Annotated in this window: 15 protein-coding genes; 12 read left to right on the top strand and 3 right to left on the bottom strand. The window is 71.7% G+C overall.

The genetic code is table 11. The features are described 5' to 3' along the window. Nucleotides 1–14 precede the first annotated feature (14 nt). Nucleotides 15–800, top strand: coding sequence for a protein phosphatase 2C domain-containing protein (locus tag PZB75_RS22295; RefSeq protein ID WP_275537064.1), 786 nt, complete (start codon nt 15–17; stop codon nt 798–800). Nucleotides 801–965: 165 nt separating this feature from the next. Here the strand turns inward: PZB75_RS22295 and PZB75_RS22290 are convergent, their stop codons facing one another. After that, nucleotides 966–1448 (bottom strand): MarR family transcriptional regulator, encoded by a 483-nt coding sequence (locus tag PZB75_RS22290; RefSeq protein WP_275537063.1) that lies wholly within the window; start codon nt 1446–1448, stop codon nt 966–968. 245 nt (nt 1449–1693) lie between these two features. Between PZB75_RS22290 and PZB75_RS22285 the strand changes: the two genes are divergently transcribed. The 7 genes from PZB75_RS22285 (at nt 1694) to PZB75_RS22255 (ending at nt 8258) form a co-directional block, all read left to right on the top strand. Then, the gene (locus PZB75_RS22285) at nt 1694–2533 is read left to right on the top strand and encodes a lysozyme (RefSeq protein ID WP_275537062.1); all 840 of its coding nucleotides are present in this window, start codon (nt 1694–1696) and stop codon (nt 2531–2533) included. 328 nt (nt 2534–2861) lie between these two features. Continuing rightward, a complete protein-coding gene (locus PZB75_RS22280; RefSeq protein WP_275538818.1) occupies nt 2862–3542 on the top strand; it encodes a polysaccharide deacetylase family protein in 681 nt (226 codons plus the stop codon). A gap of 356 nt (nt 3543–3898) precedes the next feature. Continuing rightward, nucleotides 3899–4087 (top strand): hypothetical protein, encoded by a 189-nt coding sequence (locus PZB75_RS22275; RefSeq protein WP_275537061.1) that lies wholly within the window; start codon nt 3899–3901, stop codon nt 4085–4087. A 10-nt stretch (nt 4088–4097) separates the two neighbouring features. Continuing rightward, nucleotides 4098–4931 (top strand): hypothetical protein, encoded by an 834-nt coding sequence (locus PZB75_RS22270; protein WP_275537060.1) that lies wholly within the window; start codon nt 4098–4100, stop codon nt 4929–4931. Continuing rightward, nucleotides 4928–6088: a hypothetical protein gene (locus tag PZB75_RS22265; RefSeq protein ID WP_275537059.1), complete on the top strand. Its 1161-nt coding sequence runs from the start codon at nt 4928–4930 to the stop codon at nt 6086–6088. Before PZB75_RS22270 ends, PZB75_RS22265 begins: the two co-directional genes overlap by 4 nt. Then, nucleotides 6085–7011, top strand: a complete 927-nt coding sequence (locus tag PZB75_RS22260) for a hypothetical protein (protein WP_275537058.1) — start codon at nt 6085–6087, stop codon at nt 7009–7011. Before PZB75_RS22265 ends, PZB75_RS22260 begins: the two co-directional genes overlap by 4 nt. Beyond that, nucleotides 7008–8258: a serine hydrolase domain-containing protein gene (locus tag PZB75_RS22255; RefSeq protein WP_275537057.1), complete on the top strand. Its 1251-nt coding sequence runs from the start codon at nt 7008–7010 to the stop codon at nt 8256–8258. Before PZB75_RS22260 ends, PZB75_RS22255 begins: the two co-directional genes overlap by 4 nt. A 99-nt stretch (nt 8259–8357) precedes the next feature. Here PZB75_RS22255 and lon read toward each other — a convergent pair whose 3' ends face one another. Continuing rightward, nucleotides 8358–10781, bottom strand: coding sequence for an endopeptidase La (gene lon, locus PZB75_RS22250; protein WP_275537056.1), 2424 nt, complete (start codon nt 10779–10781; stop codon nt 8358–8360). Between the two features lie 477 nt (nt 10782–11258). Between lon and PZB75_RS22245 the strand changes: the two genes are divergently transcribed. Next, nucleotides 11259–11918 (top strand): zinc ribbon domain-containing protein, encoded by a 660-nt coding sequence (locus PZB75_RS22245; RefSeq protein ID WP_275537055.1) that lies wholly within the window; start codon nt 11259–11261, stop codon nt 11916–11918. Nucleotides 11919–12122: 204 nt separating this feature from the next. Here the strand turns inward: PZB75_RS22245 and PZB75_RS32075 are convergent, their stop codons facing one another. Next, entirely contained in the window at nt 12123–13208 is a 1086-nt protein-coding gene (locus PZB75_RS32075) for a rhomboid-like protein (protein WP_343286257.1), read from the bottom strand. 202 nt (nt 13209–13410) lie between these two features. Between PZB75_RS32075 and PZB75_RS22235 the strand changes: the two genes are divergently transcribed. From PZB75_RS22235 to PZB75_RS22225, 3 genes are all read left to right on the top strand, one after another. After that, nucleotides 13411–14100 carry a spermidine synthase gene (locus tag PZB75_RS22235; RefSeq protein ID WP_275537054.1) on the top strand — a complete coding sequence of 230 codons (690 nt, stop codon included), beginning with the start codon at nt 13411–13413 and terminating at the stop codon, nt 14098–14100. A 222-nt stretch (nt 14101–14322) separates the two neighbouring features. Beyond that, complete coding sequence (locus tag PZB75_RS22230) at nt 14323–15060, top strand: response regulator transcription factor (RefSeq protein WP_275537053.1); 738 nt, start codon at nt 14323–14325, stop codon at nt 15058–15060. Next, nucleotides 15057–16133, top strand: coding sequence for a HAMP domain-containing sensor histidine kinase (locus PZB75_RS22225; protein ID WP_275537052.1), 1077 nt, complete (start codon nt 15057–15059; stop codon nt 16131–16133). Before PZB75_RS22230 ends, PZB75_RS22225 begins: the two co-directional genes overlap by 4 nt. Nucleotides 16134–16235 lie beyond the last annotated feature (102 nt).

Genomic DNA, 16235 nt, shown 5'->3' with positions numbered 1-16235 from the left:
TGCAGACTGGCCGTATGCGCATCGAACTGGCCACGGTTCCCGGCAGCCGGGAACGGCCCAACGAGGACTGGGCGGTCACCGCCCTTCCCGCTTCCGGACAGGGCGGAACAGCGATCCTCCTCGACGGGGTGACGCCACCACCGGGCGCGTACGGCTGTGAGCATTCCGTGCCGTGGTTCACCGCCCGGCTCGGCGGGGCCCTGGTCGAACTGTCGGTTTCGCAGCGAGATCTGACACTTGGCGAGATCCTGGCGGAGGCCATCCGACGCACCGGGGACACACACCGTTCCCTGTGTGACCTTTCTCACGTGCGCACGCCTCAGGCGACCGTCGTCATGGCACGTTGGGACGACCAGGAGATCGAACACCTGGTGCTCTCCGACTCGGTGCTGCTGTTCGAGGCGCCCGACGGGACGGTCCGTCCGCTGCTCGACGACCGGCTCGACCGGCTGCCACCCGGCTCGCTGGCCTCCGACGAGATCGCCGACTCGCTCGCACGCAACAAGGAGGGCGGCTTCTTCACGGCCGCCGCCGATCCGGCCGTGGCGGACCGCGCGGTGACGGGCCGCACACCGCTCTCCGAGGTACGGGCGCTGGCCGCGCTGACGGACGGGGCGGGGCGCTGGACGGAGATGTTCCGCGAGGGCGACTGGACGGACTGCTTCGCCGTGCTCCGCGAGGAGGGACCGCGGGGTCTGATCGACCGGGTACGGGCCCTGGAGGACGCGGACACCGAGCGCGTACATCTGGGGCGGGGCAAGGCACATGACGACGCCACAGCACTTCTGGTCGAGCTGTGACCGACGCGGCGCGGCGGCGGGTCCGGGGCCGCCGTCGCGCCCCGGCGCGCGGAAGCCGGGCGCCGGGGCACGGACCCACTCCCCCGCGCGGGCGCCGAACCCGGCCCAGTCCTCCGTACGGGCGTTGAACCCGACTCGGTCCCCCGCGCGGGCGCCGAACCCGGCTCAGTCCTCCGCACGGGCGTTGAAGTGGTGCAGCAGCCGGGCCAGTTCGGCCACCTCACGCCGGTCCCAGTCGGCCAGTTTGCGCACGTACGTCTCGCGCCGGGCGTCCCGGACCCGGCGGAAGCGGGCCAGCCCCTCACCGGTGAGCCGCACGAGCGAAGCGCGGCCGTCGGCCGGGTCGGGTTCCCGCGCCACCAGCCCGAGGTCCTCCAGGGCCCGGAGTTGACGGCTCACCGTCGCCTTGCCGACTCCGAAGTACGCGGCGAGATCGGTGGCGCGCTGCCGGCCCGCCGACTCCAGCCGTACGAGCAGTCCATAGGCGGACGCCTCCAGCTCGGGATGGACCTCACGCGCCATCTCCCCCGAGTTGGCCCGCGCCCGGCGCAGGAAAACAGCCAACTCACGTTCCAGCGCCAGGAATTCGTGGTCCACACCACTCGTCCCCGACACGCCGGGTTCACTCACGCTTTCGCTCCCGTGCACGTCAGCACCCCTCAAAGCTTTCCCGCCGCTGAAAGTTTCCTTCACCACGGGCCATCGCCGCAGCTCCGCCAGTATTTCGCAGGCGTAGACCAACGGCGGCTCACCGGGGACCTTCCCGGTACGGGTCTACGTGCGTAGCGTCATGAGTGTCATGGTTGGCATGTTCACACCATGACGGGCCGGCCGGGAGCGTACCCACACGCTGCCCGTTCAGCGAATCCCCCCTCACGCCTCGGAGGCACGCGATGTCCGTGCACAGGTCCGGTTTTCCCCGAATCCCCCACCTCCTCCTTCGCCGCTCGACGGCGGCGGCCGCCCTTCTCGCCGCCCTCTCGCTCCTGCTCACCCTGCCCGTCCCCGCCACCGCCGCCGGTACACCCGCCCGCGGCTCGGCCAGGATGGGCATGGGTGTCGTCGCCCACGACGGCCAGGGCGGGCAGCCCGTCCCCGTCCTCGCCACCCAGACCGAGGGAGTGGACGTGAGCGGCCATCAGGGCAACGTCGACTGGACGACCCTCCGGAACAGCGGCGTGCGATGGGCCTACACGAAGGCCACCGAGGGGACGTACTACACGAACCCCTCCTTCGCGCAGCAGTACAACGGCTCCTACAACGTGGGCATGATCCGGGGCGCGTACCACTTCGCCACCCCCGACACGACGAGCGGCGCCGCCCAGGCGAACTACTTCGTGGACCACGGCGGCGGCTGGTCGAGGGACGGGAAGACGCTGCCCGGCGTGCTGGACATCGAATGGAATCCGTACGGCGCCCAGTGCTACGGGCTGAGCCAGACCGGCATGGTCAACTGGATACGCGACTTCGCGAACACGTACCGCGCCCGCACCGGGCGCGACGCGGTCATCTACACCGCGACCAGCTGGTGGCAGAGCTGCACCGGCGACAACGCGGGCTTCGCGAACACCAATCCCCTCTGGATCGCCCGCTACAACAGCACCGTCGGAGAGCTGCCGGCCGGCTGGGGCTTCCACACGATCTGGCAGTACACCTCGTCCGGCCCGTACGTCGGCGACCACGACCGCTTCAACGGCGCCTACGACCGCGTACAGGCCCTCGCGAACGGCTGAGAATCCCCGCACGCGCACCCCGTGTCCCCGCGTGCGGCCACCGCGCTCCCGCGACGGCGCCCCGGCCCCCAGCTCCACGGCCGGGGCACCACCGTGAACGGAAGTCGCCGCGGTCCCTCGCCCTCGCGAGCTGTGCGTCCGTGCCCCCGCGCACACCGACCCCCTATACACCGCGTGTATACGCCATGTGTACATTCTTCGGAGTGCCGCACGGACGTGTGCGCCCTCAGCCACGAAGGAGTGACCTGCCTTGTCCAGGAAGACGAAGACGTTCGGTACGGGGTTGGCCGCGGCCCTGGTGGCGGTGGTCACTCTCGCCGGGTGCTCGATGGACACCACGGCGCCGGGGTCGGCGCGCGGCAAGGCCCCTTCCGACGCCAAGGGCGAGTTCGGTCCCGTGGACTGCCGCGAGGCCAAGTGCATAGCCCTCACCTTCGACGCGGGTCCGGGTGAGGACACCCCGAAGCTGCTGGACATCCTCAAGGAGAAGAAGGTGCACGCCACCTTCTTCCTGCTGGGAAAGAACCACGTGGTCGAACACCCCGACACCGTCCGCAGGCTCGCGGCCGAGGGGCACGAGGTGGCCAACCACACCTGGTCGCACGAGATCCTGACGGACAAGAAGCCGGCCGAGATACGTGCCGAGCTGGAGAAGACGCAGGACGCGATAGCGAAGATCACCGGCAAGAAGCCGCGGCTGATGCGCCCGCCGCAGGGCCGCACCGACGACACCGTCTCCGAGATCAGCAAGGATCTCGGGCTCTCCCAGATCCTGTGGAGCACCACCGCCAAGGACTACTCCACGAACGACTCCGCGCTGATCGAGAAGCGGACCCTGGACCAGGCGGGCAAGGACGGCATCATCCTGCTGCACGACATCTACAAGGGGACCGTGCCGGCCGTGCCGGGCATCATCGACGCCTTGAAGGAGCGCGGCTACACCTTCGTGACGGTGCCTCAGCTCATGGCCCCCGCCGAGCCGGTACCGGGCACCATCTACCGCCCCTGATACGGCCCTTCCCCGGCCTGGGGCGCGGGACCGGTCCTCCCCACGGATGTCACGCCTGCGCCGCGCACCCCTCGCGCCCGTCCCCATTCCGGCTGTCGCCGATTCCGGCCGTCTCCCGATTCCGGCCGTTTTCCGCGAACCGAGGGATGTCGAGAGCCCCGTGCCGTGCGGTAAAGCCGAGGTCTCCCGTCGCGAACCCACCCGAGAACCCGGGCTCCGAATGAATTCAAGGTTCAATTGAAGAATTGAGCTTTTACGTCCCGCATGACGCCGTTCCTCCTTTTGCGCGAATGCCCGTCCCGGGTTTCACTGAGATGGCAAGGAAGAAACTGACCCCCACAGGATGGGACGGCGTCATGTATTCGACTGAACCCCTGACCGACAGCGTGGCCACCGACCTCGACATCGACATCGAGGCAGCTCTGAACCCGGGCGAAGCCGAAGGCTTCTACCGCGACTCTCGCGAGTGCGCGTTCCTCGCGCTGTTCGCAGGGGGCGGCGCACTGCTGCTCTCCCCGCCGACTCCTCGCCCCAAGAAGGCGTAGCCAGTCGCACATGGACCAGTCAAACACGTCGTCCCGCCTCGCGGGTGCGGTGCGAGATCTGGCCTCAGAGGTGGTCTTCGCTCTTCGGAGCGGAGACCACTTCGCCACGGTCTGCGGCGCCGCCGGAATCGGCGAGGACGACAGAACGGGAATCGCGGCGGTACGGGTCATCGGGGCCGACCTGCTGCTGCCGAGCATTCTGTACGGACGTGTTCCGCACCCCGGTGACATGGCGGTGCTCCAGCGGGCGGTACGGGAATTCCCGCCCCGGGCCGACGGGCCCGCGGCGACCGCGTGGAGCCATTGGGCCATGACGTCGGCACTGCACCGGCTGACCCGGCCGGAAACCTCCCCTGTCACCGGCACGGCGGAAACTCCCGAGACCGCCGCGTTCACCGGCACGACAGCGTCCGAGGGAATCACCCGAGCCGGTGGGACGGCCGGGAATTCGGTGTTCCCGGACAATCCCACGGCTCTGGGAATCACGGTGGAACCCGGAAACGAACCCGATGTCGGCTGGCTCGAAGAAGCGCCCTGGCAGTCACTGACCCATCAGCTGTCGATCCTCGCCCCGCTCGCCGTGCCCGGTGGCGCGTCGGCGGTCCAGCGGGCCGCCGACCGCCGGTCGGTCGACGTGGCGCGCGGTTTCGTCCGCGCCGTCCGCAGACGCGACTGGCTCCAGGCCGCCGGCGCGGGCCGGTGGCTGACCGTGCTCCACTCGGTGCCGGACACGCTCGGCCTGGACACCGGACTGGAGTTCGTACAGCTCATGGGCGGCCAGGACCCCCGGGTCGCCCTGCATCTGCGGGCGGCCGGGCTGATCAGGTCCGGGACGCCGAGGTGACGGCCCGCCTGGACGAGGGAGCGGCGTCGGCGGCCGTGGCCGGACCCGGTGCGCTCCTGCGCGACGTGGCGGGAGCGGCCCTGGGCTGGGTGCACGACAACCGGTCCGGGTTCCGGCTCCCCGACGACGTACTGGAACCGCACGTCGACGTCAACAGCACCCTGAAACCGCTCGGTGAGCTGGTCCAGCTCTGCTCCACGGTCCGCCGCCGCACCCTCCCCGGCGACCCCCACCACGAGATCGCGACCGCGCTCGTGCGGTACGCGTGGGAGGAGACCCGCGAGGGCGACCTGCTGCTGGACCTGCTGCGCGGGGAGCCCTTCGCCACGTACCCGTTCGAGATCTACGCGGCCTTCGCCGGGGACGGGATGCGCCACGCCGGATTCGAGGGTCTGGCGTCGGTCGTGGCCTCCACCCGCAGCTGGGCGCTGACCGAACAGCACGCCAACCGCGAACTCGGGCTGCTCAACTGCGAACGGCGGGTGGGACTGCCGCGGCACACGGACCCCGGCCCGGCGCTGCGCCGCACCTGGCTCGGCGGGCTGCCCGAACCCTGGACCTTCGAGCGCGCGTCCGGGTACTCCCTGACCCACGTCGTCTACCACCTCACCGACTGGGGCAACACGCCGCGTCTCGTGCCGCCGGACGTCGCGGAGTACCTCTCCGTCTGGCTGCCCTGCTGGGTGGACGGCTGTCTGGAGAACGGGCAGTGGGACCTGGCGGCCGAGCTGCTGGCCGTCGGGGCGTGTCTGCCCGAGCCGCCGCCCGCGGCCCTCGTGACGGCCCCCTGGACGATGATCGCCGCCGTGCAGGACCGTACGGGGGCGGTCCCCGAGACGGGCCCGGTGCCCACCTCGGCCCGTACGGCGAGCGGGCCTCCGCCGGGCGCCGGTCCGGGCCGTCCGCAGCACGGGCCGGGCCCCGCCGAGGGCGCCACGAACGGGGACGGCAAGACCGAGGACGGTACGACCGGGGACCCGTTCGGTGCGGAGACGTCCGCCTCCGGCTCCCGTGCCCCGTACCCCTTCCTGCACTGCTACCACTCGACGCTGGTGACGGCGTTCGCGGCGTCCCTGACGCTCGCCCGGCTCCGCCCCGGCCCCCCGCCGGACGGGGACCGGCAACCGGCCGGCCGACAGGACGGAGACACCGCATGACCGCGATCCAGCAGATCCACGAGGTGGGAGCACGCGCGCTGGAATGGCTGCACACCCACCGGGACGGCTTCCGGCTGGAGGACGATCCGGACCCGGAGGTCGGCATGCTGGAGCGTTTCAAACCGCTCGGCGAGCTGGCCATCATCGGGAAGGTCATCTTCCGGGAGGGCGTCGCGGGATCGAGGCAGGCCGCCACGGCCCGGAAGCTCCTGGATCACGCCTGGCACGAACTGCTCGGCTCCGGCGCCAAACTGATGGAGGGTCAGCGACGCGAGCCGCTGTCCCCGGTGCCGCTTGAGGTGTACGTACCGTTCAAGGAGATCGGCTACGACGTGCCCGACTTCGAAGCCGCGGCGCGCCTCAACCACCGGCTCGGCAGCTGGGCGGCCGTGGAGGTCCTGCCGGTGCGACGGCTGGGGATCTCCGCGATCGAGCGGCGTTTCGGTGTCCGGCCCAGCGTTCCGGAGGCGGAGGTGGCCGGCCGCACCTGGCTCGCCCACCGGCCCGAGCCGTGGACGGTCGAGGGTCACATCGGCTACGACATCACCCACACGGTGTTCCATCTGACCGACTGGGGCGAGAACCCGGCCGGTCTGCCGCCGGAGATCGCGGACTATCTGGCCACCTGGCTGCCGGTCTGGCTGGACGACTGGCTCGACCTCCGACGGTGGGACCTGCTGGGCGAGTTGCTGGTGGTGGACGCCTGCCTGCCGCACCCCACGCTGGACCCGGCGGCCTGGCAGGGTTTCGCCGCGGCCCAGCAGCGGGACGGCGCGATGCCCGTCCGGGCGGAGATGCCCGAGGGTGACGAGGAGGAGATCTTCGACCTCGTCTACCACCCCACGCTGGTCGCGGCGTTCGCCTCCACCCTGGCGGTCTCCCGGGCCATGACGGATCTGACCACCGCGCCGACCCCGGCATGACGGCCGACGACACCGCCCCGGGGGCCGGGCGGGCCCTCCGGTCCGGCGCCCCGGCCCCGCCCCGCCCCGGACCCGCGGCACCTCCCGCACACATCCACGCGCGGAGGGCCGGCACGCGGATCGCCGAGCGGCTGGCGGACGCCGCCGACGCGCTCGGCGCCCCCGACATCGTCCTCGCGGTCAGCCGCCGGGGCCACCGCACGGTCCACTGCGGGGGCGTCGCTCAGCCGCCCCGGGGTGTCCCCCGTGACCAGTGGCGTTACGAGATCGGCTCGGCGTCCAAGACGTTCACCGGACTCCTGCTCGCCGACCTGGTCGCGGCGGGCCGGTTCGCGTACGACGATGTCGCGGCCACCCGTCTGGCACCCCACCGGCCCGCCGGTCCGCCCGGGAATCCGGCGACCCTGCTGCACCTGATCACCCACACGTCGGGGCTGCCCGCCTTCCCCGCCGACTTCTATCCGCAGGCACTCCCCCACTGGTCCACCGCACCGTACGCGGGCTATTCCGCCGAACGCGTCGTCGCCGCGTACCTCCGCGCCCGGCCGCGTCACCGGCCTGGCACCCGCTGGCACTACTCCAACTTCGGTGCGTCCGTGCTCGGCCACACCCTGGCCGCCGCCACCGAAACCCCCTGGGAAGACCTGATCGGCCACCATGTGCTGGCCCCGCTCGGCCTGACCGGCGTCCGGCTGCACCCGTGCGCGGAGCGCCCGGCGACCCCGACTTCCCCTTCCGCTCCCACCTCCGGGCATCCCTTCGCACCCGCTCCCACGCCTGCTCCCGGTGCGGACACCTCGCACGCCGCCGAGGCCCACGCCTCCGCCGAGGCCATCGCCGACGCACGCGGGTACCGCCGGGACGGCGTCACGCCCGTGCCCGCCCTCCGCATGGGCGGCTTCCAGGCGGCGGGCGCCGTCCGGGCCACCCCCGGGGATCTGCTCAGCTATCTGGAAGCCCACCTGGACCCGTCCCGCACCCCGCTGTCCGCCGCCCTGGAGGCCGTTCGCCGGCCCCTGCTGCGGCGGGGCCGGGGTCACCGGCACGTCCACACCCTGACCTGGTTCCAGCACCTCTCGTCGCGCGGGCCCCTCTACTTCCACGGCGGCGCCACCCCCGGTCAGCAGGCGTTCCTCGGCTTCCGCCCGGCCACCGGGACGGCGGTGGTGGCGCTCGCGACCCGCCGGGTCAGCCTCCGGGACCCGTTCATCGCGACGGCGTACGCCCTGCTCGACGAGATGGAGTGACGCCGGGCGGACCCGGGACCGCACACGCGGGACGGCCCGCCCGCCCCGGGAGGGGGCGAACGGGCCGCGAACAGGTCGGACGAGGAGCCGGACGGCCGCTCAGGCCGCCGCGGCCGGAACCCGCTCCCCGGCCCGGGACGAGGCGGGCGCGAGGGCGATCTCCAGCACCTGGCGGACATCCGTCACCGGGTGCACCTCCAGCTTGTCCAGGATCTCGGCGGGGACGTCGTCCAGGTCGGCCTCGTTCCGCTTGGGGATCACCACGGTGGTGATCCCCGCCCGGTGCGCGGCCAGCAGCTTCTGCTTCAGACCGCCGATCGGCAGCACCCGCCCGGTCAGCGACACCTCACCGGTCATCGCCACGTCCGTGCGGACCAGCTGGCCCGACAGCAGCGAGGCCAGCGCCGTCGTCATCGTGACCCCGGCGCTCGGGCCGTCCTTGGGAACCGAGCCCGCCGGGAAGTGGATGTGCGCGCCCCGGTCCTTGAGATCGGCGACGGGCAGCTCCAGTTCAGCGCCGTGCGACCGCAGGAAGCTCAGCGCGATCTGGGCGGACTCCTTCATCACGTCACCGAGCTGACCGGTCAGGGTCAGTCCGGACGCGCCGGTCTCCGGATCGGCGAGCGACGCCTCCACGAAGAGCACGTCACCGCCGGCCCCGGTGACCGCGAGCCCGGTGGCCACCCCGGGCACCGCTGTACGGCGCTCGGCCGGGTCCTGCGCCGACTCGGGCACATGGTGCGGCCGTCCGACGAGAGCGCGCAGGTCCCCGTCCGTGACGGTGAACGGGAGTTCGCGGTCACCCATCTCGTGCTGGGCCGCGATCTTCCGCAGCAGCCGGGCGACGGACCGCTCCAGGTTCCGTACGCCCGCCTCACGGGTGTACTCACCGGCCAGCTTGCGCAGCGCGGACTCGTCGAGCGTCACCTCGTCGGTTTCGAGCCCGGCCCGCTCCAACTGGCGCGGGAGCAGGTGGTCGCGGGCGATGACGACCTTCTCGTCCTCGGTGTAGCCGTCGAGCCTGACCAGCTCCATCCGGTCGAGCAGGGCTTCCGGGACGGCCTCCAGGACGTTGGCGGTGGCGAGGAAGACGACATCGCTGAGGTCCAGCTCGACTTCCAGGTAGTGGTCACGGAACGTGTGGTTCTGCGCCGGGTCGAGGACTTCGAGGAGCGCCGCGGCCGGGTCGCCCCGGAAGTCGGAGCCCACCTTGTCGATCTCGTCGAGGAGGATCACCGGGTTCATCGAGCCGGCCTCCTTGATGGCGCGGACGATGCGTCCGGGGAGCGCGCCGACGTATGTACGCCGGTGGCCCCGGATCTCCGCCTCGTCCCGTACACCGCCGAGCGCCACCCGCACGAACTCGCGTCCCATGGCGTGCGCGACGCTCTCGCCCAACGAGGTCTTCCCGACCCCGGGGGGCCCGACGAGCGCGAGGACCGCGCCGCCGCGCCGGCCCCCGACGACCCCGAGACCCCGGTCGGCGCGCCGCTTGCGCACCGCGAGGTATTCGGTGATGCGTTCCTTCACGTCCTCCAGACCCGCGTGCTCGGCGTCGAGGACGCGCCGGGCTCCGGGGATGTCGTACGCGTCCTCGGTCCTTTCGTTCCAGGGCAGTTCGAGGACGGTGTCGAGCCAGGTCCTGATCCAGGAACCCTCCGGGCTCTGGTCGGAGGCGCGTTCCAGCTTCTCGACCTCCTTGAGGGCGGCCGCGCGGACGTGTCCGGGGAGGTCGGCGGCCTCGACGCGGCTCCGGTAGTCGTCGGACTCGTCGTCCGGGTCGCCGTTGAGCTCCGACAGCTCCTTGCGCACCGCTTCGAGCTGACGCCGCAACAGGAACTCGCGCTGCTGCTTGTCGACGCCCTCCTGGACATCCTTGGCGATGGACTCGGCGACGTCCTGTTCGGCCAGGTGCTCCCCGAGCCACTGGATCGCGAGCCGCAGCCGGGCGACGGTGTCGGGGGTCTCCAGGAGCTGGAGCTTCTGGGCGGTGGTGAGGAAGGGGAAGTAGCCGGAGTTGTCGGCGAGCGCGGAGAGGTCGTCGATCTGCTGCACCCGGTCCACGACCTGCCAGGCACCGCGCTTCTTCAGCCAGCTGGTGGCGAGGGCCTTGTACTCCTTGGCGAGTTCGACGGCCGCGCCGGGCGGCGGCTCGGGCAGCGATACGTCGACCGGGGTCCCCTCCACCCAGAGGGCCGCGCCGGGCCCGCTGGTCCCGGCCCCGATCCGCACCCGGCCCCTGCCCCGGATGAGCGCGCCCGGGTCCCCGTCGGAGAGCCGGCCGACCTGCTCGACGACACCGAGCACACCGGTCCCCGCGTACGTCCCGTCGATCCTCGGCACGAGCAGCAGCTCGGGCTTGCCCCCACCGCTCCGCACGGCGGCCTGAGCGGCCTCGACGGCGGCTCGCACCTCGGCGTCGGACAGATCCAGGGGCACCACCATCCCGGGCAGCACCACTTCGTCGTCGAGCGGCAACACGGGCAGGGCGAGCGGTGTGAACGGCTTGGACTCAGTAGCCATGATCTCCCCTTCGGCAGTCAAGTTGAGTTATACCGACTCAATGCTCCTGAGCCCTCGAATGTTCCCCCCAGGGTGTTCGCTCTGAGCGATCAACTTGGGCCCGCGTCAGGCTGTCCGTGACTCCGCATGGGCACGACCGGCGGACGAGGACCGGAGACGGGGACTCGCGCTCTCATGAACGGGGAGGCGTCCCGGAACCTCGGGCGGCGCCAGACGACCGCTGAGCATGTCGGGGGCGGACCACGCCACCGCGCAGGGACCGACTGGGGACCGCGCGTCGGATACGACGCGTTCCGGCAAGGGACGACAAGACCGCCGATGTCGTACGAGCAGGCCGGCGGCGGATTCTCCACGGTGAGCGGCGAGTTCGCGATCACGACCGACCGGGTCCGAACCGTGACCCACTCCGGATCACAAAGCGACTGATCATTGCCATCATACGAGGCGAAATTCCGATCGTACGAACGAGGTTCAGACGTGAGCGACGAGATCTACTTCAGCAACAACCACAGCGATCTGTCCCAGCAGCACGGAACCGGGGCCGGGTTCCAGTTCGAGTTCCGGTGCTCCCGCTGCTCGGACACCTGGCGCTCACCGTTCGAACCGTTCAGATCCGGCCAGGCGGCCAGTTGGGTGGGCAAGGGGGTCAACGCCGCCTGGGGGCTCCTGGGCGGCAGCGCCAACACCATCGGCACCGCGGTCGACGGGGTGGCCGGTGCCACCTGGGGAGGGGCCAGGGACACGGCGTTCAAGCGCGCGATCGGCAACGCGCAGGGCCACTTCAACCGCTGCGCCCGCTGCACCTCGTACGTCTGTGGACGGTGCTGGAACGCCGACATGGGGCTCTGTCTCCAGTGCGCCCCCGACACCGCCGCCGAGGCGGAGGCGGCTCGTCGGCGCGGGCTCAACGCCTTTGTGACGGATCAGGCGTATGCCGCCGGGCAGAGTGCCGGGCAGGGCTACGACGTCGGGACGGCGCGGCAGTTGGTCTGTCCCCAGTGCCGTACCGAGACCCATGGTGGCGCGTTCTGCCCGGGATGCGGCCACCAGCTCGCCCGGAACCCGCAGTGCGGGTCGTGCGGCGCGGCCGTGCCACAAGGGTCCGCGTTCTGTCCGGGATGTGGAACGCGGCAGTAGAAAGCAGTAGGAAACCCGGGGAACCCGCCACCGGGCGGCGGGACGCGGAACGGCGGAACGGCCCAGGCCGGACGAGCGAGTCGGCCGGGCCGCGCCGGGCCCCCAGCGCCCAGGGCGCTGCCGCAGGGCGTGCGGGCGGACCGCCGGACCGCGGCACGGCGGCCCTGCTCGCTGCTCATGGGCCGGTACCGCGCGCCCACGCCGTCATGAGCAACCACGCCCGGGGGCAGGGTCCAGCCGCGCGCTCCGCGCCCGGACGCCCCTCCTGAGGAACGGCCCGCAGGCCAGCCCCGCCAGCAGGGCCAGCGGATGCCCCCAGTCGGTCAGCGGATCGGCCAGGGCCACCAGGTCATGGAGCAGCATCACGCCGATCACGGCCGGCACGAGGACGCGGGGCAACGGGGCCAGGAACGCCGCGAGCGCGCCCACACTGGCCAGCAGGCCGAAGCTGATGCCGTAGTCGAGCCGGTGCAGCGACGAGTCGGGCAGATGCCCGGTCGCCACGGAGAGGCCGATGGGCAGTTCGGTGCCGAGGGTCGCCGTGACATGTCCGAAGAGGAACACCCCGGCCGCGCGCCAGGCCCCGACGCGACGTTCCAGCGCCGTGAGGACGAGGGCGAAGGCCAGGGCGTACGGGGAGGTGAGGCCGCCCGCGATCCACAGAGCGCTGGCGACCAGGACCAGCGCCGGGCGCTCGGCCAGATGGGCGACATCGGTACTCGAACCGCGCAGGAGGGCGGAGACGGTGGCCTGGTCGCCGTACGCGGCGTAGAGGGAGGTGCCCAGGAGCACCAGGAGGTAGCCGAAGGTGAACGGCGTACCCCGGGGCGTCGGAAACGCCTGACGCCGGAAACCGGCCGATGAACGGGCCCAGCGGGTCGAGATCCGGGCCGAGGCACGATCCGAGGCGGGCGCCGGGGTACGGGCCGGGCGGGCCGGTGTACGGGCCGGTGTACGGGCCGAGCGGGCCGGACACGCCAGGGGACGGTCCGCGAAGAGGCCCCGCCTTCCGGCCCCGCCCCCCGGGCGGACGTCGCCGGCGGCCGGGCGCGGCCGTGGGGCTGCGGGCGGGCGGCGGGTGTCCGCCCCGCGCCGCTGGCACGGCACGGCGGACAGCAGCGAAGGGGACTCGCTCCCGGCTGGACCCGGCCCCGGACCCGAAACCGGAGCCTGGGGCTGAGCCTCCGGCTGGGGCCGGTCCGAAGCCGAAGCCGAAGCCGCAGCCGCGGCCGGAGCCGGTATCCGTATACGGGCCTCGCCGTCGGGCCCCTCGCGTCGTCCGTCCACCATGCGGGGACCCTTCCGTTCAACCCCCGAAACGATCAGTTCCGAAGCACGCCCCGTCGTCCGTGATCAGATCCGCACCGGCCGGCACAGGTCCCACGCGGCCGGACGCGGCCGTGGTGACGAACTCGTTTGTCCGGTGTCGTGCCGCCCGGCCAGGATGGCCGGGAGAGCGTCTGTCAGCCACCGGAGAACGGAGTACGCCGCCATGCCCGATCATCCTCCCTACGCCTACGCCCCCGTCACACTCGACCGGCGCGAGGGACCGTACGGCGAGGTCGTCCTCCGGGAGCGTGGGGCCGACTTCGAGATCATCGCCAACGGCTGTTTCCTGATGGACACCTCCGACGGCCGCTCGGAGCGGCTGCTGATCGACGCGGCGCTCGACGCGCTGCCCGCGACGAGACCGGCTCCGGCCGTCCTGATCGGTGGGCTCGGGGTCGGGTTCTCGCTCGTACGGGCCGCCGAGGAGCCCCGGTGGGGGCGTATCCATGTCGTCGAGCGGGAACCGGCCATTGTCGACTGGCATCTGGACGGGCCGCTGGCCGCGATCTCCGGTGCGGCGCTCGCCGATCCCAGGACCGCGATCCTCCGCGCGGATCTGGTCGCCCACCTCCGTACCACTACGGAGCGTTACGACGCACTGTGTCTGGACATCGACAACGGCCCGGACTGGACCGTCACCGAGGACAACAACAGCCTCTACTCCCCCGCCGGTCTCGCGGACTGTCTGCGTCGGCTCGCGCCGGGCGGCGTGCTCGCCGTCTGGTCCGCGCGGCCGTCCACCGCCTTCGAGCAGGCGCTGCGGGACGCCGGATTCGACGGGGTACGTACGGAAGAGATCGCCGTTGCCCGAGGTGTGCCCGATGTCGTGCATCTCGCGCTCCGGCCGCTCTGAGCGGACCGCCGGACGCGCCCCCGCGCGGGACGTTCGAGGCCGAGCGGCGCAGAGGGCCGTGCGGGACGGCCGGCTCCGATCGCCCCGCACCCTGCGTAGCCGGGACCCGTCCGCTGCCTCTACGCTGCTGATCTGCACAGCTGATCATCCACGGAAATCCACCAGAGAAGTCCGTGCGTTCCGGGGGGAGTGACCCCCGCGAAAACGGGCAGGGGCGGGGCGATGGAACAAACACACACCACCCAGAACGGCGTCGCGGCCACTCCGGGCGCCCAGCGGCGCGTGCTGGTGGTCGAGGACGACACGACGATCGTCGACGCCATCTCCGCCCGGCTGCGGGCCGAGGGATTCCTGGTGCAGACCGCGCTCGACGGCCCCGCGGCCGTCGACGCGGCCGACGCGTGGCAGCCCGATCTGATGGTCCTCGACATCATGCTCCCGGGCTTCGACGGTCTGGAGGTGTGCCGCCGGGTGCAGGCCCGGCGGCCGGTGCCGGTGCTGATGCTCACGGCGCGTGACGACGAGACCGACATGCTGGTGGGCCTCGGGGTCGGTGCCGACGACTACATGACCAAACCGTTCTCCATGCGGGAGCTGGCCGCCCGGGTCCATGTCCTGCTGCGCCGGGTGGAGCGGGCCGCACTGGCCGCCGTGACGCCTCGCAGCGGCATCCTGCGCCTCGGGGAGCTGGAGATCGATCACGCGCAGCGCCGGGTCCGGGTGCGCGCCGACGACGTGCATCTGACGCCGACCGAGTTCGATCTGCTGGTCTGTCTGGCCAACACCCCACGGGCGGTGCTGTCCCGTGAGCAGCTGCTGGCGGAGGTGTGGGACTGGGCGGACGCCTCGGGCACCCGGACCGTCGACAGTCACATCAAGGCACTGCGCCGGAAGATCGGCGCGGAGCGCATCCGTACGGTGCACGGCGTCGGGTACGCCCTGGAGACACCCGCTCCATGACCCCGCCCCGGTCGGGACTGCGGCCCTTCTCCATCAAGGCCAAGCTGGGCACGCTCGTCGTGGTCTCGGTGTTCATCACCACCGGATTGCTGATGGTGGCCGTGCGGACCCGGACGGAGCTTCGGTTCATCACCGTCTTCTCGGTGATCGCCACCCTGCTCATCACCCAGTTCGTGGCGCACGGGCTGACCGCGCCGCTGGACGAGATGACGACCGTGGCGCGCTCCATCTCGCACGGGGACTACACCAGACGGGTGAGCGGCGCGGACCGGCGCGACGAGCTGGGCGACCTCGCGCAGACGATCAACCGCATGGCGGACGATCTGGAGGCCGTGGACCGGCACCGCAAGGAGCTGGTCGCGAACGTCTCGCACGAGTTGCGCACACCCATCGCGGCGCTGAGAGCCGTACTGGAGAACGTGGTGGACGGGGTGTCCGCCGCTGATCCGGAGACGATGCGGACGGCGCTGAAGCAGACGGAACGGCTGGGCAGGCTGGTGGAGACGCTGCTGGACCTGTCCCGTATCGACAGCGGCGTGATGCCGTTGAAGGCCCGCCGCTTCGAGGTGTGGCCCTATCTGTCGGGGGTGCTGAAGGAGGCGAACCTCGCCGCCGCGCACCGCCGGCTGTCCTCGGGTTCGGGGAACCACACCCGTACGGATGTTCATCTGCATCTGGACGTCTCACCGCCCGAGCTGACCGCGCACGCGGACGCGGAACGGCTGCACCAGGTGGTCGCGAACCTGATCGACAACGCCGTCAAGCACAGCCCGCCGCACGGCCGGGTGACGGTGAGGGCCCGGCGCGGGCCGCGTCCGGAGTCGCTGGACCTGGAGGTGGTGGACGAGGGTCCGGGCATTCCGGAGGCCGAGCGGCACCGGGTCTTCGAGCGTTTCAACCGCGGTGACGAGCAGTCCCCGCACGGTCCCGGCAGCGACGGCGGTACGGGACTCGGCCTGGCCATCGCCCGCTGGGCGGTCGATCTGCACGGCGGACGCATCGGGGTGGCCGAATCCTCGCGCGGCTGCCGCATCCAGGTCACCCTTCCGGGGATTCCGCAGCCTCGCGGTTGACATAGGGTTCGAACCGGAAGGGCACGTTCTGCGTGTCGTCCCTCATGGAGACGGTCCACCGGGCCGTAACCGTGGTGTCGTGTACCCGAAGCAAAGCGGAAC

It is taken from the genome of Streptomyces sp. AM 4-1-1 (assembly GCF_029167625.1).
Classification (GTDB): Bacteria; Actinomycetota; Actinomycetes; order Streptomycetales; family Streptomycetaceae; genus Streptomyces.
The sequence above is the reverse complement of the archived record's forward strand: the minus strand, read 5'-3'. Positions and strand labels throughout refer to the sequence as shown.